At 49.2% G+C, this 25,773-nt stretch carries 18 protein-coding genes; 7 read left to right on the top strand and 11 right to left on the bottom strand.

Going from position 1 to position 25,773, the window contains the following annotated elements; all coding sequences use genetic code 11:
• Positions 1-6: 6 nt before the first annotated feature.
• From EQP46_RS07660 to fabB, 4 genes are all read right to left on the bottom strand, one after another.
• Positions 7-4,278, bottom strand: coding sequence for a FimV/HubP family polar landmark protein (locus EQP46_RS07660; protein ID WP_129493084.1), 4,272 nt, complete (start codon positions 4,276-4,278; stop codon positions 7-9).
• 183 nt (positions 4,279-4,461) lie between these two features.
• The gene (locus EQP46_RS07655; protein WP_129493083.1) at positions 4,462-5,487 is read right to left on the bottom strand and encodes an aspartate-semialdehyde dehydrogenase; all 1,026 of its coding nucleotides are present in this window, start codon (positions 5,485-5,487) and stop codon (positions 4,462-4,464) included.
• A 2-nt stretch (positions 5,488-5,489) separates the two neighbouring features.
• Positions 5,490-6,629 (bottom strand): 4-phosphoerythronate dehydrogenase, encoded by a 1,140-nt coding sequence (locus tag EQP46_RS07650; RefSeq protein WP_129493082.1) that lies wholly within the window; start codon positions 6,627-6,629, stop codon positions 5,490-5,492.
• A 195-nt stretch (positions 6,630-6,824) separates the two neighbouring features.
• Entirely contained in the window at positions 6,825-8,036 is a 1,212-nt protein-coding gene (gene fabB / locus EQP46_RS07645) for a beta-ketoacyl-ACP synthase I (RefSeq protein ID WP_129493081.1), read from the bottom strand.
• 317 nt (positions 8,037-8,353) lie between these two features.
• On the opposite strand from fabB, the gene mnmC reads away from it, so the two are divergent.
• Complete coding sequence (mnmC, locus tag EQP46_RS07640) at positions 8,354-10,363, top strand: bifunctional tRNA (5-methylaminomethyl-2-thiouridine)(34)-methyltransferase MnmC2/FAD-dependent 5-carboxymethylaminomethyl-2-thiouridine(34) oxidoreductase MnmC1 (RefSeq protein ID WP_129493080.1); 2,010 nt, start codon at positions 8,354-8,356, stop codon at positions 10,361-10,363.
• 125 nt (positions 10,364-10,488) lie between these two features.
• Here the strand turns inward: mnmC and EQP46_RS07635 are convergent, their stop codons facing one another.
• Positions 10,489-10,755 (bottom strand): YfcL family protein, encoded by a 267-nt coding sequence (locus EQP46_RS07635; protein WP_129493079.1) that lies wholly within the window; start codon positions 10,753-10,755, stop codon positions 10,489-10,491.
• 8 nt (positions 10,756-10,763) lie between these two features.
• Complete coding sequence (locus tag EQP46_RS07630) at positions 10,764-11,288, bottom strand: elongation factor P hydroxylase (RefSeq protein WP_129493078.1); 525 nt, start codon at positions 11,286-11,288, stop codon at positions 10,764-10,766.
• 225 nt (positions 11,289-11,513) lie between these two features.
• Between EQP46_RS07630 and EQP46_RS07625 the strand changes: the two genes are divergently transcribed.
• Positions 11,514-12,173, top strand: a complete 660-nt coding sequence (locus EQP46_RS07625; protein WP_129493077.1) for a trimeric intracellular cation channel family protein — start codon at positions 11,514-11,516, stop codon at positions 12,171-12,173.
• Between the two features lie 96 nt (positions 12,174-12,269).
• Here the strand turns inward: EQP46_RS07625 and aroC are convergent, their stop codons facing one another.
• Both aroC and prmB read right to left on the bottom strand, forming a co-directional pair.
• Positions 12,270-13,355, bottom strand: a complete 1,086-nt coding sequence (gene aroC, locus EQP46_RS07620) for a chorismate synthase (protein ID WP_017009412.1) — start codon at positions 13,353-13,355, stop codon at positions 12,270-12,272.
• Positions 13,356-13,584: 229 nt separating this feature from the next.
• Positions 13,585-14,517, bottom strand: coding sequence for a 50S ribosomal protein L3 N(5)-glutamine methyltransferase (gene prmB, locus EQP46_RS07615; protein ID WP_129493076.1), 933 nt, complete (start codon positions 14,515-14,517; stop codon positions 13,585-13,587).
• A 134-nt stretch (positions 14,518-14,651) separates the two neighbouring features.
• Between prmB and smrB the strand changes: the two genes are divergently transcribed.
• Positions 14,652-15,182: an endonuclease SmrB gene (gene smrB, locus EQP46_RS07610; RefSeq protein WP_129493075.1), complete on the top strand. Its 531-nt coding sequence runs from the start codon at positions 14,652-14,654 to the stop codon at positions 15,180-15,182.
• 112 nt (positions 15,183-15,294) lie between these two features.
• Here the strand turns inward: smrB and sixA are convergent, their stop codons facing one another.
• On the bottom strand, positions 15,295-15,783 hold the full coding sequence (gene sixA / locus EQP46_RS07605) for a phosphohistidine phosphatase SixA (protein WP_129493404.1): 489 nt from the start codon (positions 15,781-15,783) through the stop codon (positions 15,295-15,297).
• Between the two features lie 140 nt (positions 15,784-15,923).
• Between sixA and EQP46_RS07600 the strand changes: the two genes are divergently transcribed.
• Entirely contained in the window at positions 15,924-18,698 is a 2,775-nt protein-coding gene (locus EQP46_RS07600; RefSeq protein ID WP_240671683.1) for an insulinase family protein, read from the top strand.
• Between the two features lie 75 nt (positions 18,699-18,773).
• Here the strand turns inward: EQP46_RS07600 and fadJ are convergent, their stop codons facing one another.
• Positions 18,774-20,930, bottom strand: a complete 2,157-nt coding sequence (gene fadJ, locus EQP46_RS07595; RefSeq protein WP_129493074.1) for a fatty acid oxidation complex subunit alpha FadJ — start codon at positions 20,928-20,930, stop codon at positions 18,774-18,776.
• The gene (gene fadI, locus EQP46_RS07590; RefSeq protein ID WP_129493073.1) at positions 20,930-22,240 is read right to left on the bottom strand and encodes an acetyl-CoA C-acyltransferase FadI; all 1,311 of its coding nucleotides are present in this window, start codon (positions 22,238-22,240) and stop codon (positions 20,930-20,932) included. Before fadI ends, fadJ begins: the two co-directional genes overlap by 1 nt.
• A 732-nt stretch (positions 22,241-22,972) precedes the next feature.
• On the opposite strand from fadI, the gene EQP46_RS07585 reads away from it, so the two are divergent.
• The 3 genes from EQP46_RS07585 (at position 22,973) to EQP46_RS07575 (ending at position 25,716) form a co-directional block, all read left to right on the top strand.
• Positions 22,973-23,548 carry a sigma-70 family RNA polymerase sigma factor gene (locus EQP46_RS07585; protein ID WP_129493072.1) on the top strand — a complete coding sequence of 192 codons (576 nt, stop codon included), beginning with the start codon at positions 22,973-22,975 and terminating at the stop codon, positions 23,546-23,548.
• Positions 23,535-24,257 (top strand): DUF3379 family protein, encoded by a 723-nt coding sequence (locus tag EQP46_RS07580; protein ID WP_129493071.1) that lies wholly within the window; start codon positions 23,535-23,537, stop codon positions 24,255-24,257. Before EQP46_RS07585 ends, EQP46_RS07580 begins: the two co-directional genes overlap by 14 nt.
• Positions 24,258-24,486: 229 nt before the next feature.
• Positions 24,487-25,716, top strand: coding sequence for an outer membrane protein transport protein (locus EQP46_RS07575; RefSeq protein WP_129493070.1), 1,230 nt, complete (start codon positions 24,487-24,489; stop codon positions 25,714-25,716).
• Positions 25,717-25,773: the final 57 nt, after the last annotated feature.

Below are 25,773 nucleotides of genomic sequence, written 5' to 3'. Positions count from 1 at the left end.
ATAGATTTAATTCAAATTCTCAATCATCTGTTGGGCTTCAGCTTTCAATGCAGCATCATCACCTCTCATCACTTTCTCAAGCAATTGAAGTGCGCCATCCACATCGTTCATCTCCAAGTATGCTTTGGCAAGATCCATGTTTGTGGCAGCCTCTCCGCTACTGTCAACGTCTGAAGGTTCAATATCACCCAACACATCTGGGAAGTCATCTAAGCCGACATTGAGGTCCATAGGGACAGTATCGGGGTCTTCCTGTGGCGAGCCATCGTCTTTCATGAGCTCTTCAATGCTGATGTAAGCATCGTCCGATGAAGATTCTTCAATCAGCTCACTTTCGGCGTCTTCCAGCAACCCTTCAAGGTCGCCATCCAAATCCATGTCTTTGACATCATCGCCAAGGATTTCAGGTTGCTCAGACCAATCTTCCGTTTCAAGTTCAGGCTCCGGCTCCATTTCGGCTTGCCAGATGTCGCTCTCATCATCTGGGAAAGACAGATCGTCAGCATCGAAGCTTGTTTCATCTTCCGTTTCTAACGTGTCTAAATCATTGCCCGTCTCGAAACCAGTAAATGCCGCGGAGTCACCATCGTCCATCGACTCAGAGAGTAAGGCATCCATGTTCAAGCCGGCGACCTGATGCGCATCATCTTCAAGCGAAGAAAGCTCGTCCATCTCCATAGCCAGAGATTGCGGCGCGCTCGGCTGCGAAAATTCACTGCGGCTATTCGGTGGAACAGCTTCGTCCAGCTCTCTTTGCTCTTCTAGCGCGGCACCTAACGCATCGTCTTCATCAAACTCACCCAGATCATCAATGCTGATCGCGTCAACAGGCGGGAAGGCTAAGGTGTGATTTTCTGTCGCACCGAAATCAGATTCACCCAAGTCAGCATCACCTGTGTCAGAAGGTGTCGGTGCGCTGTCTTCCTCGCCAACGTTACTTTCACTCTCTGCCACGGCATCATCACCACGCAGGGCTTGTTCGATAAGTGAAGAGGTTGGTACATCCAAATCGTCATTGGATGAAGGTACGTCGAACTCAGCAGCGGCATCTTCTTCCGTGTACTCGGGCAATGACGATAAATCGAACGCATCATCTGAGGCATCTTGCTCTGCATCAGATGGAGAGGCGTCAGGTGTTATGGATTCACGCTCAGCGCTTGGCGCTTCCGCCTCACTGTCAGCCAGTGCCGCTTCTTCGTCATACTCAGGGAAATCAGAAAGATCTAACGGCGCATCATTATCTGCATCGGTATCTACATCGTCATTTTCGGTATCAGCGACGGGTGCATCCAAAAGCTCGGCATTACCGTCTGATTCAGCAGCAGGGTCAGCGTTTTCAGCTGGTTGCATTTCATCAGCGCCATCGACGTCATCAAGCAAGCTATCCAGTAGCGCTAAATCGTCGTCTGAGGCATCAAGCTCTGCCTCCAGTTCAGCAGACTCATTTGCTGCGGTTAGATCTGCGATATCCTCTTCATCGAAACGAATGGTGTCTTCAGAGTCAGAGGACGTGTCTTCGTCCATGCTCTGTTCAAGCACATCATCAAGCAGATCCATCTCGGTCTCAGACGCTTCTGGAACAACCTCATCAGACTCAATCTCATCAGAAACCAGCGCGTCTAATTCGTCGATATCAATGGCGGATGTATCAGTATCTTCTTCCGTCGCGGCGTCTTCTGAAACTGCATCCAGCAATGCTGACAGCTCATCGTCCGATTCATCGCTTTCCAATTCGCTTGATTCTTCCAACACATCAAGCGCTGACAAGGTGTCAGCATCTAACGCCTCTTCAGACTTTTTTTCGTCGATATCCTCTGGTGTTGTGTCGTCATCAGCAACAGGGTCCATCAACCCATCGATATCTAACGGATCATCAAACGAGGAAAGGTCGTCAGCTGACGCATCATCCGCCTCAGAAGGCGTCGAGAGTAAGTCTTCGTCATCAAGAGACAGGAGGTCATCACCGTCTTCTGGCAGCGCGTCTAGAACGGCACTCTCGTCATCGAGATCATCGTCGTCTAAAAGCTCATCCAGCAAAACATCGGTTTCGCCTAAATCAACGTCTTCATCGTCAGCGGTTTCACTCAGCACGTCATCAAGAAGGTCATCCGCATCTACCGATTCATCAAGCAGTGCGGTTTCATCCAATGGATCTTCGTCATCGTCGCCGTTGAGGAATTCATCAAGCAACGCATCAGACTCTGAAATGTCGACATCATCCCTATCTGAAGGGATTGATAGATCGTCACTGTCATCAATCTCATCGGAGACGATTGCCTCGCCGTTTTCGTCAACGTCATCAACCAACTCATCAAGCAAGGTCTCTGTTTCACCGAGAATATCATCGATATCATCTTGGCCTGATGGTTCAGTCGCATTCAAAATATCGTCGATGTCATCTTGGCCCGCTGCCTCATTGGCGCTGAAAATGTCATCGATATCGTCTTGGCCAGCAGCTTCGTTGGCACTGAAAATATCGTCGATATCGTCTTGGCCAGCTGCTTCATTGGCACTGAAAATATCGTCGATATCATCTTGGCCTGACGCTTCATCCGAACTTGAAGAATCGTCATCCGACAGGTCAATGTCTTGAGACAAATCCACCTCAGGTTCATCTTCAAGCACCTTGTCGAATAAGGCGTCGTTGAGATCGTCATCGCTCACGATGTCGTCTGAGCTACTTGCTGTGTCTTCAGCGTTTTCTTCAGCACCAGCGTCGCCAGATTGCTCGGCGTTCAGCAACGCATCGATATCATCCACATCACCGTCATCACCGCCAGACAGTGATTGTTCCCATGCCGCCGCGAGGGCTTCATCTGGGCTAAGTTCTTTTTCTTCGTTATCGGCCATTTCATCGAGCGCACGCTCCATGTCTTCAAGGCCGATAGCGTCGTCGCTGCTTGCGGCAACGTTAAGTTCAGAGCTCGCATCGAAGTCATCATCGAGAGAGATGTCTGAACCTGCTTCAAATTCATCGTCAATCGATACACCAGATTCTTCAGGCTCTTCGGACAGTTCGAGAGAATCAGACAAATTGATGTCGTCCAATTCAGAATCAAACATACTGTCATCGCCGAAGAGATCATCCGCATCGGTGTCATCCGTGACTTCAAGCTCATCGTCTTCAAGCACTAATTCATCAGTGTCGTCTTCTACTTCGGGTACCATGATGACATTCATGTCGTCCGGTACGTCGCCGTCTAAGCCCTCTGGCTCATCAACGTCATCATTTTTACGTCGACGCATGATGATGAAGGCGGCCGCACCGATCACGAGAAGAGCAGGAATGATGGCAACCGTTGCTAGCATTAACGGGCTATTCATGAGCGTTTCAAGGAATGAAGGCTCTTTGGTCTCCATTTGCGCTTGACGCACACGCTGAACCTCTAAGAACTCTTTGATTTCACCCGTAAGTTCTTGGTCAACGGTCATTTGTTCTTTTAGCGCAGACAATTCGTTTTGCACTTCTGCCAAACGGATTTTGAGGATGTGGTTACTTTCAACCAACTTACCCATCTGCATATCAGATTCATTGATCTGATCTTGCATGCCCGCCATGTCCGGCTTCGGTGGCGTCATTTTCTCGCCAGCATCAGCCATTTTCTCAGGCATAGCACCTTCGGTGTCAGCCATCGCCTCTTTAGGCTTGGCATCCTCCATCATCGGTTTTTTATCTTCTGCCATTGCCGTTTCTGGTGCTGGCGTTGGCGCAACCGTTGGTGTTACTGGGGCTTTTGGTTTTGGCGCAGGCACTTGCTCGCTCAACGGACGGCGATCTACCGTGCGCTGTGCTTCTTTTCTCGCCTGATCAATTTGAAGACGTTGTGCCACGTCGTCAGTGCTCTCACGACGGATCTCGGCCAAAGAAGGCATTACCAAAGTGCTGCCCGGCATTAACCCATGAATATTGGCATCTTCAAAAGCGGAAGGGTTAAGACGGAAAATGGCACCAATGGTTTGGTACACACTGACAGACTGGTTTGGCTGGTAACGAGAAGCAATGGACCACAGTGTGTCGCTATCGCGAGTTGGGCCCACGGCACTGCGACCTCGTGTCGACGGCGTTGCCGCACGAGACAATGGTTCAGACGTTGCTTGAGGTTGAGCCTCTTCTTGAGGACCAATGATGCGAATCGCCGATTGCACAGAAAACGTCGTAATGACGCTCAGCAACAAAGACGTAACGGCAAGCGTTTTGCCGAGACGACGGCTGATAGATGATGAAAAAAGGCTTCGCTTCATAACGTTATTAAAATCTGCGTCAGACACTGCCCGCATTCCTCTATGGCAGAAAAAATAGGCTTGATGGTTATTTCCCTAACTATATCGGAAGCCCAGCTGAAAACTGTAGTGAGAAGAGATAAAACTGTGTTTTGTGATCAAACAACCGGCAGCAGATCACTGGTGCCGGTTGTTTTTGCTTGAGTTTGCCCGTGCAAGGAATCGCACTGGCAGTTCAAATTAGAGGTAATCGCGAACCAAAACTTCGGCGATTTGAACACTGTTTGTTGCGGCGCCTTTACGCACGTTATCAGCAACAATCCATAGGTTCAGACCATTTGGATGGCTGATGTCATTGCGAACGCGGCCCACCATGACATGATCTTTGCCCGTCGCGTCTTTCACTTGCGTTGGGTAGTCTTCATTGGCAAACACTTCAATGCCTTCCGCGCGAGACAAAAGATCCATCGCCTCGGTAGCATCAAGTGGTTGCTGACATTCAATGTGTACCGCTTCTGCGTGACCATAGAAAACGGGTACGCGCACACACGTTGGGTTCACTGCAACGTTTTCGTCACCCAAAATCTTCTGGGTTTCCCACACCATTTTCATTTCTTCTTTGGTGTAGCCGTTGTCCATGAATGCATCAATGTGCGGTAAACAGTTAAACGCGATTTGCTTTTTATACAGGCTTGGCTCTGCATCTTGGCTGTTCAGTAGCTTAACGGTTTGACCCGCTAACTCATCCACGCCTTTCTTGCCTGAACCAGACACTGATTGGTATGTCGCGACGTTAATGCGCTCAATACCCGCAACATCATAAATCGGTTTCAACGCCACCAGCATTTGAATCGTCGAACAGTTAGGGTTCGCGATAATGTTGCGGTTGCGGAAATCAGCAATGGCCTCAGGGTTCACTTCTGGCACAACCAGCGGAACATCGTATTCGTAACGGAAGCGTGACGTATTATCGATAACAACGACGCCTTCGTCTGCCGCCATTGGTGCATAGCGATCTGACAGTTCTGCACCCGCAGAAAACAATGCGATCTGCACCTGACTCCAATCGAAGTCTTCTACATTACGAACCAAGTGGCTTTTGTTATTAAAGCGAATGGTTTCACCGGCGCTGCGCTCACTTGCTAGCAAGTAAAGATTACGCACAGGGAATTTACGCTCTTCCAACACCTCAATAATGGTGCGGCCTACAGCGCCAGTTGCACCCAATATAGCGACGTCGTATGCAACATCAAATTCTTCTGTCATGTTCATTCCTCTACGGTAAAACCTAATTTAGCGAGCGACTCTACCCCAAACGCGGTATAGCCCGCTACTGTAATCGCACTGTACTCACGTCTGTCCCAATAATTCTTCCGCAAGCGGTCAAAGCTTGCGCGCTGCGCAGCAACATCAGCCATCGCACGACGAAAATCACTGTCATCTCGGCGAATATCATAAACCAGTTGGCAAAGCGCCATCAGATCAGCGGCATCCCACTTTTTGCTCAGCTTAACATGTGGAATCGGGGCGATGGGTAACAACGATGCGGCTTCGACGCGTTCTTCTTGATTGCCCAGGAACTCGCAGTAAGCGTTGTAAATCATGGTCGTGCCGCGCGCTTTACCTTCTAACCCATACCCCGCGACATGCGGCGTTGCAAATGCAAGCAGAGGCAACAGTTCCAGGTCAACTTCAGGTTCAAATTCGAACACATCCAGCACTGCGGTCAGCCTGTCGGCTTTCAACGCTGCCTTCAGCGCGTCGTTATCAACAACGGGGCCACGTGCCGCATTGATCAAAATGCTGTTTGGCTTTAACGATGCCAACGCTTTTTCACCAATCAGATGATACGTTGGGTGCTCGCCATTACGTGTGATTGGCGTGTGTGTGGTAATAACATCGCATTCAGCCAATAAGGTTTCCAGCGAGTGGAATTCACGCGTATCGCCTTCCGCTTCTTTCAGCGGATCACAGAGAAGATAGGGAATATTCAGGGCGGCGAGGCAGTTTGATAAGTAACTGCCTACTTGGCCTGCACCGACGATACCAACTTTACGATCGGTAAGTGCAAAACCCTGCTGTTGGCTTAACACGAGAAGCGCACTGATCACGTATTCAGCAACCCCGACCTTGTTACAGCCCGGCGCAGCGGTGAAATAGATCCCGCGATCGGCAAGAAGGTCAGTATTGACATGGTCAGTGCCTGCCGTTGCTGTCCCCACAAAGCGGAGACGATTGGCTTTTTCTAACAGCGCTTCATCAACATTGGTGACCGAGCGGATCATCAAAGCATCAATATCAACCAAATCATCCGCGGTTAAGGTACGTCCCGCCTTGGCCGTCACTGTGCCAAGCTTGCTAAACAGTTCTGCCGCATAAGGCATGTTTTCATCAATCAGAATATTCACGTGGTCTTCTCTTGCTCCGTGCTATTTGCGGGTATTGTGACGGTTTTTGCTGAGACTTAAAACGAAAAAACCCGGCCGTAGCCGGGTAAAATCCAGGATCTGAAAGGTAGAGACCGGCTCTCATCGGTCAAAACCCGCGTCTGTTGTAGGCCGTAAAGCCAACGTCCCGGAAATTCGTCAGGAAAGCGAAATCACTTAACCTTCGTATTTTTTAATCACCAACGTCGCGTTGGTGCCACCGAAGCCAAAGCTGTTAGACATGACTGTCTTCAACTCTTGCTCGCGCATTTCCGTCACGATATCCAAACCTTCAGCAGCTGGATCCAGGTTGTCGATGTTAATGCTTGGCGCAACAAAGCCATTATCAAGCATGATCGTTGAGTAAATCGCTTCGTGAACACCGGCCGCACCCAACGCGTGACCAGTCATCGCTTTGGTTGCTGAAATTGCAGGGCTGTTGTGACCAAAGACTTCTTGGATCGCGCCGAGTTCTTTCACATCACCCACAGGGGTAGATGTACCGTGTGTGTTGATGTAGTCGATTTGGTCAACGTCTTGCATTGCCATCTTCATACAACGGATTGCACCTTCGCCTGACGGAGCGACCATGTCGTAGCCATCAGAGGTTGCACCGTAGCCAACGATTTCACCGTAGATCTTCGCACCGCGCGCTAACGCATGCTCAAGCTCTTCGATGACCATCATGCCGCCACCACCAGAGATAACGAAACCATCACGATCTGCGTCATAGGTACGAGATGCATGCGCTGGGTTGTCATTGTACTTGGTCGACAATGCGCCCATCGCATCAAACATCATGGTCAAAGACCAATCTAGCTCTTCACCACCACCTGCAAAAACAACGTCTTGCTTGCCCAGTTGAATCAATTCAACCGCGTGGCCAATACAGTGCGCAGATGTCGCACAAGCAGAGCTCATGGTGTAGTTCACACCACGGATTTTGAACGGTGTTGCCAAACAAGCAGAAACAGTCGAAGACATGGTACGAGGCACCATGTAAGGACCGACACGTTTCACGCCTTTTTCACGTAACGTGTCTGTTGCTGCTACTTGGTTAATGGAAGATGCGCCACCAGAGCCTGCAACTAGACCTGTGCGATCATTTGAAACTTGGTCTTCAGTAAGACCAGCATCTTCAATAGCTTGTTCCATTGAGAGATAGGCGAAGCCCGCAGCATCACCCATAAAACGAAATTTCTTGCGATCAATATGATCCACTGGATTCAGCTTCAAATCGCCCCAAACATTACTGCGTAGTTTCATGTCTGCGAACTGCTGGGAAAAACTAATCCCTGATTTACCTGCCTTCAATGACTCCAGCACTTCTTTAACGTTGTTACCGATGCTGGAAACAATTCCCATACCTGTAATTACGGCTCGTTTCATCATTTGTTCCTACACTTCAAGTTCGCACCGATGATAGCGGTTTTAAAGTTACAAAGTGGTCAGCTTTCATCATACCTGTGCTGCACCACGTTTGACGTTCATGTTAAACGTGCATGCTACAGCATAAATGTCTGGCAACTAACATGTATTCATTTCCGTTCGAAACCGAACCATGCTCGCATCTTCCGTTGTCCACTGACGATTTTCTCCACTGCACACAGTGCCTGACGCCTCCAATTTTCCTAAATCTGTATCTTCACCACGCTTGGGGGTAGAATTCGCGCCCAGACACTGATGACAAACATGAAGGTTAACCTGTGACCCACCCTCGTATTGAACACGCCCAAATTCATTGGAATGACGCGGGCACGCCCGTATCAGACAACTTTGATGATGTTTACTTCTCCAATGCCAATGGTTTGGAAGAAACACGGTATGTTTTCCTTCAACGAAACCAGTTGCCAGCCCGTTGGGAAGGAACGGATAAAGACCGTTTCGTCATCGCTGAAACCGGGTTCGGCACAGGGTTAAATTTCCTCGCGGTGTGGCAATGGTTTGAGCAGTTCATCGCAGAAAACCCAGATGCCCAGACCAATCAGCTGCATTTCATCAGTTTCGAAAAATTCCCCGTGTCCAAACACGATTTGGAAAAAGCCCATGCTGCTTGGCCTGAATTAGCCAGCTATGCAAAAGCACTGCGTCAGTATTACCCTGCTGCTGTGCCTGGCTGCCATCGCATCATTCTTGCGGAAGGCATGATCACGCTCGATTTATGGTTCGGCGACATCAAAGACTGTATGCCACAAGTGTGGACATCTGATGACGGCATTGTGGATTGCTGGTTCCTTGATGGGTTTGCCCCAAGCAAGAACCCAGAGATGTGGAGCCAAGACCTGTTTAATGGCATGGCGCGGCTGGCTAAACAAGATTGTACGGTTGCTACCTTCACGGCGGCAGGCTTTGTGCGTCGCGGCCTAATTGATGCTGGCTTTGCCATGAAAAAAGCAAAAGGGTTTGGCACCAAGCGTGACATGCTCGTAGGTTCTGTTCAGGAGCGTAACCAAACGGGTCTTCAAGCACCTTGGTTTAAACGCCTCACTCCGCCACAAGATACGCCATCAGACATCGCCATCATTGGCGGTGGCGTGGCGAGTGCAACACTGGCATTGTCGTTGGTTCGTCGCGGCAAGCAGGTCACGCTCTATTGCGAGCATGATAAGCCAGGGCTTGCAGCTTCCGGCAACCGTCAGGGCGCGGTCTATCCTTTGCTGAACGGCAATGATGATGCCCTCCCTCGTTTCTTTGCCCCTGCTTTTTTGTTCTCCCGTCAATTCGTTGAACAAGCAGCAGAGACAGTGGCCTTTGATCATGATTGGTGTGGCGTCACCCAACTCGGTTGGGATGAGAAAAGCGCGGACAAACTGGCAAAAATGTTCAAAGGCGGATTCCCAGAGACCTTGATCACCGCTCTAAGCAAAGAAGAAACCGCGGCGCTCACCAATGTTGAAACCGATCATGCTGGGGTGAGTTACCCCCTTGGTGGCTGGTTATGTCCACAGCAGCTTACTCAAGGGCTTATTGCTAAGGCAGAAGCCACAGGTTTACTGACCTGCCATTTCAACAGTGAAATCACAGCACTGTCGCACGATGGCGCAACGTGGCAATTAACCGCAGAAGAAGGGTCGTTCGCCCACCAAACCGTGGTGATCGCCAACGGGCACAAATTCACGCAATTTGAACAAACTGCGGCTATCCCGGCGTACTCAGTCCGTGGACAAGTTAGCCACATCAATACCACGCCAACCCTTAAAGGGCTGAAAACCGTATTGTGTTACGACGGCTACCTAACCCCCGTTAACCCGAAAAACGACACGCACTGCATTGGCGCGAGTTACGGGCGAAATGATGCCTCTCAAGACTTCAAAATGGATGACCAAGCCGACAACAAACAGCGTTTGGTAAATTGCATTTCTGCTGACTGGCCGAATGAGATTGATACGAACCACGGTGCAGGCCGCGTCGGTGTGCGTTGTGCGAGTCGCGATCATTTACCGTTTGTTGGCGACGTGTGTGATTATGAACGCCTTGCAGCGCAATACAGCAACCTGCGTGATAACAAAGACACCGCTGCAGATGTGCCCGTGTATCCAAACCTTTATAGTATGTTGGCGTTGGGTTCTCGTGGATTAACATCCGCGCCTATCGTGGGCGAATTGATGGCGTCTCAGCTTTGCGGGCATCCGCTTCCTTTGCCTCAGGACGTGCTGAATGCGCTTCATCCCGGCCGCATGTGGGTACGAAAACTGCTAAAAGGGAAAGCGCTATAACGCGCACTTAGCGCTATCGTTGCTAACAACACGTCGTTAATGCCTATATCGCAGACACAAAAAAGGCGCGTAAAGCGCCTTTTTTATTGAGTATTGTGCGGATTCGGCTTTGGCCGATAACGCGTTTAGCTCGCTTTCTTTTGCAATGATGACCACAAGTTAGCCACCAGCACTTGGTCGCTTGGCGTCAATTCATTGGCATTGTCTTTCAAGCTGCCATCAACGCGAACCTTCAAGGTATCCAAGTCTTCAATCCCTTCTTGCTCACAGTCAGCAGCTGCAAGAGAAATATGACCACGCAGATAACCACTGGCGAACAGCTCATCGTCTGTCGCGGTTTCTACCATGGCATCAATCAGGTCGAGGATTTTTTCTTCGTATTCTTGGATCATAAGGTCTCTCAGGCGTCAAAATCGGATGCGGTCAAAGGAGGCTGATTATAAAACGTTCTCAGTGCGTCTGAATAGGTCTTTGCACGCGATGGCATGCCATCACGCAAATACACCAGCACTTGCTCGCGCACTTTTTCGGTAAACCCAGCGCGGTCTGATTCAGCACCACTGAGGTTATCGCAGCTAACTTGAAAACGAAAACCACAACTTGCGGAAAGGATCCATTCAACCGCTTGCGGCTTCACTTCCACTTTCTCGAACTCTGCTTGTGTTGCTTCATCGCGGCCATCAGGGTGATACCAATAACCATAATCTTCCAACAAACGTCGCTCATCACCCGCAATGCACCAATGCGCCACTTCATGCATCGCCGAGGCGTAGAAACCACGTGCAAAAATGATGCGATGTCTTGGGTGTTCGGCATCTGCTGGGTAATAAATAGGCTCATCACCACCGAGTAATAATTCAGTGTTGAAGGTATCAATAAACGTTTGATTAAAAACGTGGATTAGGTCGTTATAGTCGTGTTGCATCGTGATAAATGTGAACAATCAGTTACAGCAAATTAAGTCGGGCGGCATTGTACCTGCCAAAACAGGTCTTGTCGTTGCAATAATGGCGTGAAGTGCCCAATTAACGCACGATAAGCATGAATCTAATTCATGTGTGAGTTCACAGCTTTTCATTGGATTGTGAAAAACGTCACATCTACAATCGCGCCATATTCTCCTTTAAACGCATCTTATTGAATAAGCATCATGTTGTTATCTACGTTGTACATTGTCGGGATCACCGCTGAAGCCATGACAGGCGCACTGTCTGCAGGCCGCAGAAATATGGATTGGTTTGGCGTGATGTTGGTTGCAAGCGCGACCGCGATCGGCGGCGGCACCATACGCGACATCTTATTGGGACACTATCCATTAGGTTGGGTCGCTAACCCGCATTACCTCGTCATCGTTTGTGTCGCAGGTATCGTCACCACGTGGCTTGCCTCATGGGTTGCACGCAACCACAAACTGTTCGTTTGGCTTGATTCTCTCGGCTTAATTGCGTTTAGCATTATTGGTTGTCGCGTCGGCATGGACATGGGCTTGTCCCCGTTGATCTGTGTCGTTTCCGCAGTGGTTACCGGTGTATTTGGTGGTTTGCTCCGAGACCTTATTTGTCGCCAGCAACCTATGGTGTTGCACAAAGAGCTTTATGCGTCGGTCGCATTTCTCGCTGGCTGGGTATACTGGGCGCTTATCACGCACGGCGGACAATTTGGCATCAGCGAAAACATCGCAACCTTGTCGACCCTGATCTTGGGTTTCGCCTTCCGCATGGCAGCGGTGAAATTCAGTTGGCGCTTGCCGGTCTTTAGCTTTGCGGAAGAAGAGCCAAAGGTTCTAGGAAAAGAAGGGCCTAGGTCCTAGAAAAAGCGAACAATACGAAAAGGGCTAGCAGTTTTACACTGCCAGCCCTTTTCGTTTTAGACAGCCCCCAAGAGTCTCGCACCTGGGGCCTTTCTGTTAGATTTTAGGGGTTGTGGTTGTCACACCCGAGTTTTGAGCACGGTGGCGAAGCAAGTGATCCATCAACACGATGGCAACCATGGCTTCTGCAATCGGCACAGCACGAATGCCCACACAAGGGTCGTGACGTCCACGGGTAATCACATCCACGGTTTCACCATCCACATTGATGGTTTCACCCGGAATGGTAATGCTCGACGTTGGTTTTAACGCGAGGTGCGCAACGATGTCTTGGCCAGAAGAAATCCCGCCCAATACGCCACCCGAGTGATTCGTTTTAAAGCCTTCAGGCGTCAACGCATCACGGTGCTCGCTGCCACGTTGGTTAACAACATCAAAGCCATCACCCACTTCAACGCCTTTCACCGCATTAATCCCCATTAACGCATAAGCAATATCTGCGTCGAGGCGGTCGAACACTGGCTCACCTAAACCAACAGGCACGTTATTCGCAACAACCGTCAGTTTCGCACCAATGGAATCGCCTTCTTTTTTAAGCTGGCGAATCAGCTCGTCTAGCGCATCTAATTTATTCACATCAGGGCAAAAGAACGGGTTTTGTTCCACTTGATCCCAATCAACCTGTTCAACTTTTACATCACCCATTTGGGACAGGTAGCAACGCACTTCAATGCCGTATTCTTGCTTGAGGTATTTCTTTGCAATTGCACCCGCAGCAACGCGCATCGCGGTTTCGCGTGCAGACGAACGACCACCACCACGGTAATCACGAACACCGTATTTTTGGTGATATGTGTAATCAGCGTGGCCTGGACGGAAACGGTCTTTGATTTTTGAGTAATCTTGCGAGCGCTGATCGGTATTTTCGATGATCATGCCAATCGACGTACCCGTCGTTTGGCCTTCAAAAACACCAGAAAGGAATTTCACTTCGTCGGCTTCGCGACGCTGTGTTGTGTACTTCGACGTGCCTGGGCGGCGACGGTCTAGGTCAACTTGAAGATCGGCTTCTGTAATTTCAAGCCCTGGCGGACAACCATCCACAATACAGCCCAACGCCAATCCATGACTTTCACCAAAGGTGGTTACCCTAAAAACTTGACCAATTGTATTGCCTGCCATTACTTCCTCTGTCTTCTTACTGACTGCATGTGTTTCGTCATTCCTGCATAGCAGTTAATGAAACATAACCGCGCACCAGAAGCAAAAGCTTTTTATCGCCATCGCGGCCAACTCGCCGTCTAAAAGGCATCGTTTGATGAAATGTCGATAAAGTGGCACATAAAAACAAAAAAGGCTGAAACCTGTTGTTTTCAGCCTTTTTGTCTACATGCGGTCAACGCCGTTTGCATCAATCTTTATAGATAGCAAACTCGTCTGCAACGCTCACCAAATCTTGGTAAGTCATCATGAACACACCATGACCGCCGTTCTCAAATTCTAGCCAAGTCAACGGCAATTCTGGATATTGCGCATCAACGTGGATCATCGAGTTACCTACTTCACAGATCAGCACACCCTGCTCGGTTAGGTAATCTGGTGCATTCGCGATAATGCGGCGCATCAGTTTCAAACCATCGCTACCTGCCGCCAAACCCAGTTCAGGCTCGTGGCGGAACTCTTCTGGCAACGTACTCATGTCTTCTTCGTCCACATACGGAGGATTAGACACGATAAGATCGTATTTATCTTTTGGTAAATCGCGGAACAAATCAGAGCGCAGTGGGAAGACTTGCTGCTCCATACCATGATCTTGAATGTTGATTTCAGCCACCGCCAGCGCATCTGTTGAGATATCGACCAAATCCACTTCGGCTTCCGGGAAGGCGTATGCACACGCAATACCGATACAGCCGCTACCGGTGCACAAATCCATGATGCGTGTTGGTTCAACAGACAACATTGGCTCAAAACGGTTTTCAATCAGCTCACCGATTGGCGAACGAGGCACAAGAACGCGCTCATCCACAAAGAACTCGAGGCCGAAGAAATAGGCTTTGTTGGTTAAGTAAGCCACTGGCGTACGCTCGTTAATACGGCGAACGACACGCTCAACAATGCGATGACGCTCACTGGTCGTGAGGCGTGAATGGCGTGTTTCTGCAGGTACATCAATAGGCAGGTAAAGGGTTGGCAACACCAGTTGCACTGCTTCATCCCATGCGTTGTCCGTTCCGTGACCGTAAAACAATCCTGCCGCGTTAAAGCGACTTACCGTCCAACGTAGCATGTCTTGCAGCGTACGTAGTTCGTTGACAACTTCATCAACAATAATCTTGTCCAAAATGGCCTCCACTAGCCTATATCGCCTTCACCCACCACAAGCCCGCGTTGTGTGTTGAGGCAATTCCAAATCCGACAGCGAGACATTGCGCACTTTTCGGGTACAATGCGCCTATCGATATTTGGAATTGATTTATGAGTAAGAAAACCCCGATCTCAGACGACGATTTTTCGGCGTTCCGCGATGCGGTGAAAGGCGTTAAAAAACTGCAGCAGGATACCATAAACCCGCCAAGACGCCAGACAGCCGCGCAATCTAAAGCGAAGCTTTCCGAATCTTCCGCACGTGACCATTCGTTTTATTTTTCTGACGAATTTGAACCGTTGCTGAAAGAGGAAGGCCCAACGCAATACGCGCGTTTCGGGGTCTCCAAATATGAAGTGAAGCGCCTTCGTCGCGGCGTCTATGTGCCCGACATGTTCTTAGACCTTCACGGAATGACCCAACTGGAAGCCAAACGCGAACTCGGTGCGCTGATTGCAGCCTGTATAAAAGATGGTGTGAGCTGTGCGTGTGTCATGCACGGCATTGGCAAACACATTCTCAAGCAGAAAACACCGCTTTGGCTGGCACAACACCCTGATGTATTAGCATTTCATCAAGCCCCTTTAGAATTTGGTGGTGCTGGCGCATTGTTAGTGTTGATTGAAATTCCTGAGCGCTAACGCTAACTGACGTAGCGTCCAAGCGACATCCCACAGTAAAAAACAGAGATAAAAAAAACGCCCAATCGGGCGTTTTTTTGTCAATGCGTTTATTGCCTATTCTGACGACAGACTAAGCCTTCATCACTTGTGATGGCGTTTTTAGCCACAACACATCACTTTTGTCGGTCTCAGCATCATATTCCACGCAAGAGATCGACGAGGTAGGAAACATCGGTGGCTGCATGCCAGGTGACCACTCCGCAGTTAAATAGCCCACCAGCGGTAAGTGAGACACCACCAACACGGATTCCGGTTTATCCACCGCAATCAACGCGCGTAAGTATGCTGCAACGTCTTCACTGTCACCGTATGGCGTGATGCCTTCATCAGTCAACACCTTGGTTGCCGCAGGCAAAAGCGTTTCACACGCTTGCCATGTTTGCTGTGCGCGAATGTACGGGCTAACGAGCACGACATCTAACGTGCCTGATGACAACTGGCCTGCAAGCCATTTCGCCATGGCTGCGGACTGGTGCTCCCCCAACTCGGTGAGCTGACGTTCTTCATCACTGGCAGCGAAGGCATGAGCCTCGCCATGGCGCATAATGTAAATGTGCATATTCATACTGCTGGTTTCTGCAATTTCGTTAATGCTATCAGTCTCTACGGCATTCGGGAACGATAAAGCGCACAGATGTTTGCCTCAATGTACTTCGCTGGTCATAATTAAGACCTTGCCCCTACCAGTGAAGGTGCCTTGTGCAAATAAGTCCCAACGATCATCGTGCTTACCGACACATCACCCTCGACAATAAATTACGGATATTATTGATCGAAGATGTGCAGGCACCACGCAGCGCTGCTGCCCTAACCGTGAATGTTGGACACTTCTGCGATCCCGTTGATCGCGAAGGCCTGGCACACTTTCTTGAACACATGCTGTTTCTGGGAACAGAGCGTTATCCCGTTGTTGGTGAGTTTCAATCCTTCATTAGCCGCCACGGTGGCAGCAACAACGCATGGACAGGCACCGAGAACACCTCGTTCTTCTTCGATATTCAGCACGATCACTTCGATGAAGCGTTAGACAGATTCGGGCAGTTTTTCTCCGCCCCACTCTTTAATGCCGATGCTGTCGACAAAGAACGCAACGCCGTTGATTCCGAGTACAAGCTCAAGCTGCAAGATGACGTACGTCGTATTTATCAGGTGCAGAAAGAGACCATCAACCCCGAACACCCGTTTTCAAAGTTCTCTGTCGGCAGCGCAGACACCCTTGCCGATCGCGAAGGCAACACGGTGCGTGATGAACTGATCGCCTTTTACAAAAAGCATTACAGCGCCAATTTGATGACAGCCTCCATCACCGGCCCTTTTACGCTGGACTCGCTGGAAGTATTAGCGCGCGATGTGTTTGCAGACATCCCCAATTTAGATCTCGCGCCTTTCGTGCCCGATGTGCCTTTTGTTACCAAGGCACAAACTAAGCAATTCATCACCATTGAACCCTTGAAGGATGTGCGCAAGCTGACCATGGCGTTTTCCTTGCCTGAGACAGACAAGCACTATCGCATCAAACCCCTGTCTTACATTGCTCACTTACTCGGGTATGAAGGGGCAGGCAGCGTGATGTCGATGCTCAAAAGCAAAGGCTACATCAACAACCTATCCGCGGGCGGCGGGATCAGTGGCTCCAATTTCCGCGAATTCACCGTCAGTGTCAGTTTGACTGAAGTCGGCTTGAGCAAAATCGACGCCATTGTGATGTATATATTCCAAGCAATTAACCTCATCAAAGAACAGGGGTTGAACGATTGGCGCTATGCAGAAAAACGCGCCGTGCAGGAAATGGCGTTTCGCTATCAAGAGCCTTCACGCCCGTTAGACACAGTGAGCCACATGGTGTTGAACCTTCAACACTACGCGAAAGAAGACACGCTCTACGGCGACTACATGATGCAAGGGTTTGATGAAGCCTTGATCCGCGAGATGCTCAACTACCTGTCCCCTGAACACATGCGCCTGACCTTGATTGCGAAAGGCGGAAAACATGATCGACAAGCGAATTGGTATGACACGCCATACAGTGTTAAGCCCTTCACCGACACTCAGCTTGAGAAATGGCATTCAACACTGATATCCAGCACGTTAACCCTGCCGGACTCCAACCCTTATATCAGTTATGACCTAGACCCTGCTGAACTCGAAGCCCCTGACAACCATCTGCCTGAGAAGATTCAGGAGTTACCGGGCTTTTGTTTGTGGCACTTGCAGGACACAGAATACCGCGTGCCTAAAGGGGTGGTGTACGTGGCTATCGACAGCCCACATGCTGTTGAATCCGTTGAGAACATCGTGAAAACCCGCGTCAGTGTTGAGATGCTCTTAGAAGCCATCAACGAAATTGCCTACCCCGCAGAAGTGGCCGGGCTCAATTACAACCTGTACGCGCACCAAGGCGGCGTCACGCTTAAGCTCAGTGGGTTTAACGAGAAGTTGCCGTTGTTGATGAACCTCGTTTTGGAGAAGTTCGCCCACCGCGATTTCAAACCAGAGCGCTTTGACATCATCAAAACGCAATTACTGAGAAGCTGGAAGAACGCCACGCAGAATAAACCTATTAGCCGTTTATACAATGCGATGACGGGCATTTTGCAGCCGAACAACCCGACGTATGAGCAAATGATTGACGCGCTCATTCCGTTGCAGGTTTCTGAACTTCCAGACTTTGTCCAATCTGTCATGTCTGAATTGCATGTCGAAATGTTCGTGTATGGCAACTGGCAGAAACAACAAACCTTGGCGCTTGGCGAAACCATCAAAGATGCGCTGCGCGTTCACAATCAGCGCTATCAAGAATCCACGCGCCCGCTCGTTTTGTTGAACAACGTCGGCAGTGCGTCTTATCACCTCGATTGTGAAAGCCAAGACTCTGCCGTGTTGGTGTATTACCAAAGCCACGGCACAGAAGCAGAAGACGTTGCTATGCACACCTTCGCGCAGCATTTGATGTCAGCAATATTCTTCAATGAACTGCGCACCAAGCAACAACTCGGGTACATGGTTGGGTCAGGCAACATGCCGCTCAATCGCCACCCGGGATTGATCTTTTACGTGCAGTCGCCACAAGCTGGGCCAACCAAGCTGATGGAAGCGATTGATGATTTCCTCAATGCGTTCTTCCTCGTGTTGATGGAACTTAGCGAAGCGCAATGGCAAGCCAGCAAACAAGGCTTGATTGCACAAATTGAAGAGCCAGATGCCAACTTGCGTGCGCGTGCTCAGCGGCTTTGGATCAGTATTGGCAACAAGGACAGTACGTTTTCTCAGCGTCGTCGTGTCGCCGAAGAAATTCGTCAAATGAGTCGTGCTGAAATGATTAAATTCGTTGTCGACAAACTCAAACCACGCACAGCAGACCGCTTAGTCATGCACAGTTGTGGTGGAGCGCACCAAGGGCAATGTCTACCTGCAGAAACACAGGAAATTGATTCAATTACCGCTTTCCGCCGCAATCGACTGGAACGTCCGTAAACGACCGAATACGTGATACGAAAAAGCCCCGAACATCGGGGCTTTTTATTGTTTCGCTAACTTACGTGTTGCGCATTACTCGAAGAAACGTTTTTCTTCTGCTGCCATCGCTTTCAGCAACGGACATGGTGCAAAACGCTCACCGAATTTGGCTTCATGTTGTTCCAACAGTTCCACCAAACGCTTCGCGCCAATCTGATCCATGTAACGGAACGGGCCACCCAAGAACGGCGGGAAGCCGATACCGAATACCGCACCAATGTCGCCATCACGTGCAGATTTCACCACGCCTTCATCCAAACATTGCGCCGCTTCATTCAGCATCATCAACACACAACGCTGCGCCAGTTCATGACCATTTAGCTGATTCTTTGGTTCAACACCTAGCAAGCCATAAACACGCTTATCGACTTCTTTTTTCTTACCATTGTACTGGTAGAAGCCTTTGCCGCTCTTGCGCCCTTTACGACCGTCATTCAGCATCACATCGAACACGTCTGGTGCACGGAATCGCTCACCCAACTCGTTCAGCAATATTGGACTGATCTTCGCACCGATATCGATGCCGACTTCATCCAGCAAGGTCACAGGCCCCACAGGGAAGCCGAAATCAAGCAATGCATTGTCGATATGCTCAATGGTTTCACCAGACAGCAAGGTCATCGCCGCTTCATTCATGTATGGCGCGAGAATACGGTTTACATAGAAGCCCGCTTTATCCGCCACAACAATCGGTGTTTTGCCCTGCTTCTTCGCCAGTTTCACGACCGTTGCAACGGCCTTTTCAGAGGTGCCAGCATGAGGAATGACTTCCACCAGCGGCATTTTATCGACAGGGCTAAAGTAATGCAGACCAACAATGTTCTCTGGTCGTGCAGCACCTTCAGCAATCTGATGGATAGGCAGTGACGAGGTGTTGGTAGCAAAAATCGTGTTCTCACCCAACGCACCTTCAACTTCGGCAACCATCTTGTGTTTCAGCTCAAGATCTTCAAACACCGCTTCAATGACAACGTTTGTGCGGCTCATGCCGCTGTAATCCGTTGAACCACTGATGCGTGCCATTTGCTCTTGAAGCTGCGCTTTTGAAATTATGCGGCGCTTACGCTTTTTCTCTAGCAGCTTGTAGCTGTAGTTCATGGCGTTAAGCAGGCCATCATTGCTGACATCTTTCACACGCACTGGCACGTTTGCCTTCGTCGCAGAAACATTCGCAATGCCCGCGCCCATCAAACCACCACCTAGCACAGTGACGCCCGTGACTTTCTCAGGCTCTGCATCTGCACCGGTTTCTTTTTTCATTGCCGTGGTTGCAAAGAACAGGCTACGAAGTGCCGCCGATTCCGTGCTCATGACCAACTGGCCGAAATGCTTCGCTTCGCGAGCCAGGCCTTTTTCAATGCCTTTATCGAGACCGTATTTAATGGTGTCGAGAATCGCTTCCGTCGCAGGGTAATTTCCGCGGGTTTTCTCACGCGTTTTCTTCGCAGCTTGATCAAAAACCACGGTGCGACCCAACGCATTGCCACCCATTGCCCAGCTCTGCCAGCTGTTCGTGCGCTTTGGCTTGCTCTTGAGGGCCAACTCTTCCGCCACTTGCAGCAACACAGAATGTGGCACGCAGTCATCAACCACGCCCATTTTCTTCGCTTTCTTACCACGAAGCTGTTTGCCAGTTAGGATCATGTCTAGTGAACCCGCTACACCAATTAAACGCGGCAGGCGTTGCGTGCCGCCCGAACCTGGTAATAGACCTAGCTGTACTTCTGGTAAACCAATACGTGTTTTGTCGTCATCAGTCGCGACACGGCTATGACACCCCAGAGCCAGCTCCAAACCACCGCCCAAACAAGGACCATGAATGGCGGCAACAACGTGAAACGGCAGTGCTTCAAGGCGAGAGAACAGCTTCTGCCCTTGCTCTGCAATGGCTTGTGCATCTTCAGCGGTTTTACAGGCATCCAGCATACGAACATCCGCACCTGCCACAAAGTTGTCAGGTTTCGCTGAGTGCAGCACAAGGCCTTTCACATCAGACTTCCCTTCCAGCTCCGTTAAAATCTCACTGATTTCATCGGCAAAGGTCGCCTGAAGCGTGTTCATGCTTTCACCCGGCACGTCTATCGCCAGCCAAGCAATCCCATTGTCCGCATATCGCAGTGAAAATGCTGACGGTGTAGATGGGGTTTCCGTCGATTCTGGTGCGGACGTATTTGTCGTTTGTTCGCTCATTATTCTGCCTCCAAAATCATCGCTGCGCCGAGTCCACCCGCCGCACAGGCTGTATTCAATGCCAAACCACCGCCACGACGACGAAGCTCGTTCAAGGTTTGAGTGATCATGCGTGCGCCTGTGGCTGCAAATGGGTGACCATAAGCAATAGAACCACCAAGCACGTTAAATTTGTCCATGTCGATCTCACCAATCGCTTGGCTGCGTCCGAGCTTCTGCTCTGCAAACGTTTTAGAGCCAAACATTTTCACGTTCGCCAACGCTTGCGCTGCAAATGCTTCGTGCATGTCGATAAGGGTTAAGTCAGACAAGGTAATGCCAGCGCGATCAAGTGCCATCGGTGTGGCGTAAGACGGCCCCATCAGCATGTCGTGTTCAACTTGAATCGCAGCAAAGGCGTAAGAGCGAATGTAGCCCAATGGTTCCAGACCCAATTCTTTTGCTCGACCTTCGCGCATCAACATGACAGCTGCAGCGCCGTCAGTCAGCGGGGTGGCATTGGCTGCTGTCACTGAGCCATGTTTACGGTCAAACGCAGGACGCAACTTGGCGTAACCTTCTAGAGTAGAATCTTCACGTACGTTGTTATCTTTATCAATCCACGCACGGTACGGTTCAGGGAAGGCCGTCATCACTTCATCACGCACCAAACCATCCGCCCAAGCTTTCGCTGCCAAGGTGTGCGAACGGTGCGCCAATGCATCTTGTTCTTCACGGCTGATTTGATGGCTCTTCGCCATTTGCTCTGCCGTTTGTCCCATGCTCAAGCCCGTAGAGTATTCCGCAACCGCGGGCGGTACAGGCGCAAGATCTTTCAAAGAGAGCTTGCTCAGAAGTTTAAGGCGCTTACTCATGGTTCTTGCTTTGCTTAGCGCCAGCAAGGTCGCCGCAAGGTGCTTCGACACACCAATCGGCAAGACAGAAGAAGAATCCGCACCACCTGCAATGCCAATATCAACAGTGCCAGACATGATGCTCTCAGTGACATTCACAACAGATTGGAAGCTGGTCGCACAGGCGCGCGACACACTGTAAGCGTCAGTGTGGATGTTCATTCCCGTACCCAACACGATCTCACGGGCAATGTTTGGGGCTTCTGGCATTTGCACAACCTGCCCGAAAACAAGTTGGTCAATGAGCTTAGGATCGATGGCGGTACGATTCAGCATTTCGCTAACGACCATTTTGCCGAGGTCGACGGCCGGGACATCGGCATAGGCCGTAGACTGTCGCGCGAAAGGTGTTCGTAGTCCTGCGACAACCGCGATACGTTCACCTTGACGCGTTGTCAGGTTCTGGGGAGAGTTCATTGCTGCTCCTTGCATGAATTAGAGGTCAGACCAGAAAAGTGTAACCAATTTGTTATTAAATTAAAACGTCCGTTTTAAATTGTTCTCCAGTCTGAGATCACAGGCAAAAAAAACCACACCGAATGGGTGTGGTAACGTATGTGGAAAGCAATCACGTAGAAATTCAATTAACGTAAAGCCAATTGCAAATCAGGTATAAAACCTGAGGAGAAAGTAAAGTCAGCCTTCAAAAAGGAAGTGTCATCTTGCTCAACACGGTGTCGCACATTCACGGGCCGGTAAACCAACGGGTCCATCAATGCGCTACCAGATGACAGTGCCTACTATACCCATCGAGCATCGCGTCTTTTTGAAGCAGATCAATGTTTGGTTCAATTCTTCATCAGTAGAAAAAACAAAAGAATCATCCTCTCGTTTGTCACCTTTCTTTCCAAATCGAACCACACCTTTTCCAACGCAGACGTTTCTTTACGCCGAAAGAATAAGTGTGTTGTCGCACAGCTCCACCAAAGAGAATCCTGTCTTGCTTATCGTGTATCTCAATCAATTGCTCTCAAAATGCACAATCTCATTGTTAGAATATTTAACACTGATAAGAACAAGGATAAATTGGAAGAAAAAACTACACTTAAATCGTCAATGAATCATGCTCGCAAGCTACAGTGTCATCCTCATCGTCACCCAATGACTATCTTTAATTGCGAAAGAAACGAAGAGCGAAGGATAGTCTGAATGGTTTTGAAAAAAATTCGAAATAAAACCGAAGATACGCAGGTCTCTACTGATATGGAAAAACAAAGACGATACGAAGCGCTCGTGAGAGCCTGGCACAGGGACCTCTACCGCTACGCATATTGGCTTACAAAAGACCAACATGTCGCGGAAGATTTGGTACAAGAAACTTGTCTACGTGCTTGGCGATCGCTCGATAGCCTTCAAGATGATAATGCGGCGAAAGCATGGCTAATCACCATTCTTCGTCGAGAAAACGCACGCCGATTCGAGCGCAAGCAGCTAGAATTGGTTGATATTGATGATCATCAAGTCGCAGACAATGCCCAGCCGAGCGAAGAAGCGTCGGTCGAGCAGCAATGGCTGCACAAACAAATTATGCGTCTTGCCCCCGAATACCGAGAGCCACTCGTACTTCAAGTCATGGCAGGATTCAGCGGTGAAGAAATTGCAGATATATTAGATTTGAATAAAAACACTGTGATGACTCGCCTTTTTAGAGCGCGTAATCAATTGAAAGAGTTCATGGACAATCAAAACACACCACAAAGAGGAGCGCAAAATGGACGATCTTGAATTTCGTCGCCGTCTTCTCGCCGACCCCCAAGACCAAGATCCTGAGTTGCTCGATGCCAAACGTAACTCAGCAGCAAACCAAAGCCTTGCTTCAGAGCTAGAGCAATTAGATGCGATGATCGATCAGGCATTGAGAGTTGACGTGCCAGACGACCTTGTCGATAAAGTATTGTTTAAGCAAACCAGCGATGTTGTTCGAGAAAAGCGCCAACCCAAGTTTCACTTGGCCATTGCCGCGTCCATCGCATTTGTCTTTGGCATCATGCTGGGTCAATTTAATTGGTCGAACTTACCTGTTTTGCCCGGTGACCAAAGCCTAGGGCAAATTGCGCTGCAGCATTACTACCATGAAGAAGGGTTTACGCTTAACGCCAACGAAGGCGCAAGCCTTCAACAAGTGAATGCAAAACTCGCACCTTTAGGGAACACGTTTAGTGGAAGTTTGCCGGGTCAAATTGCTTATTTAAACCACTGCAGCTTTGACGATCAGCATGCTGTTCATATGGTGCTAAAGGCAGAGAATGGTGAAGATTTCACTGTATTTGTGGTGCCACAAAAATCGCCAACGATGGAAACATTTAGCGATGGCAACATGGAAGCGATTTCCCTGCCAGCCGAAAACAGCAGCGTGATTGTTGTGGGTGAAGAAGGGTCAAACATCCTTCCTCTTGCAGAGTCACTGAAAAAGCATCTGAATCAAAAAGCATAAGCCAAGCGACTTTGCGATAAAACATTCATTTACACAATAAGGGAGAAGCAAGCGCTTCTCCATTTTTTTATATATAAAACAATTAACTAAGACAAATCAACTCATAAACAAGACAGCATCTCATAACTGGTCAGATTTCAAAATTTTATCCTACACAATAGAATCCGCGCGGCTTCATAAAGCCCATATAAAGAAAATTACAATAAATTCATTTGGATAAATTCACATTATGAATAAGAAGCGTCTGTTTATTCGTTCAGCTATTGCAGTGGCTGTGGCGGCAAGTTCTACGTCAGCGTTCGCCGCTGGCTTCCAGTTAAATGGCCAATCAGCAACAGGCCTTGGTCGTGCATTTGCAGGTGATGCCGTTATCGCTGATAACGCATCAGTAATGGCGCGTAACCCAGCGGCTATGTCTCTTTTCAAATCACCAGAGCTTTCTCTGGGTTTGATTGCCATTGACACTGACGTTCAAGTTAAAGATACAAAATATGGTATCTCACGTTTACCAGAAAGTACTTACACCAGCCTGCCAGATGAGCAGATTGGTGATATCTCATACGTACCAAACCTTTTTTATGTACACCCAATTAACGAGAAGTTCGCTGTCGGAGCTGGAATCTACTCAAACTTTGGTACAAAAACTGAATTCAGCAATGATTTTGCCGCGAATGAATTTGGTGGCTTGACCGATCTAAAAACCGTCAATTTTGGCCTAAGCGGCTCATACCGAATCAACGAACAGTTTAGTGTTGGTGCAGGTCTAGATGTCATTACAGGTTCAGGCAAACTTAAGCGCTCAGGTTTGATGATGGGCGACAAACTTCTTGATGTTGATGCTGAAGGAACTGGTTTCGGTTGGAACGCAGGTGCTGTGTATGAGCTCAGCGAAAAACATCGCTTTGGTTTGAGCTACCGTCACAGCCCAGACATCAAAGCAGATGGAGACATGACGTATCAGGCAGGCTTGAAAGATATGAGTGGTGAACTCATTATGCGTCTACCAGATATCGCAGAATTTTCCGGTTTCCACATGCTCACCAAGAAATTCGCGATGCATTACTCGGTCCAATGGATTGAATGGAGCACTTTCGACAAACTTGCAACAACCAATGGAACTGAGCTAAACGAATACAATTGGCAAGATGGATGGCACTACTCCATTGGTGGTACTTACTACCTGAACAATGATTGGACACTACGTGGTGGTTACATGTACGACACCAGCGCGCAAGATATTGATGTGAAAACATCAATAGCTGTTCCTGATTCAGATCGCCAGTGGCTATCTGGCGGTGTAACTTACCGAGCAACTAAAAATTCCACCGTTGATCTTGGCGTGACTTACCTAATGGGCGAGGACGTGAAGGTTGAAGAAACAAATGGTATCACTAGCGTTGCAGCAACCACTCGCGCAAACGCGTGGCTATACGGCATTCAATACAGCTACAAGTTCTAAACTATGAAGCAATAAGAAAGGGAGCCGCCGCTCCCTTTTTTTGTGCGCAATTTTTGA

It is taken from the genome of Enterovibrio baiacu (genome assembly GCF_004120195.1).
GTDB classification, from domain to species: Bacteria; Pseudomonadota; Gammaproteobacteria; order Enterobacterales; family Vibrionaceae; genus Enterovibrio; species Enterovibrio baiacui.
Note: the sequence above shows the minus strand (reverse complement) of the source record. Positions and strands in the feature narration are given on the sequence as shown.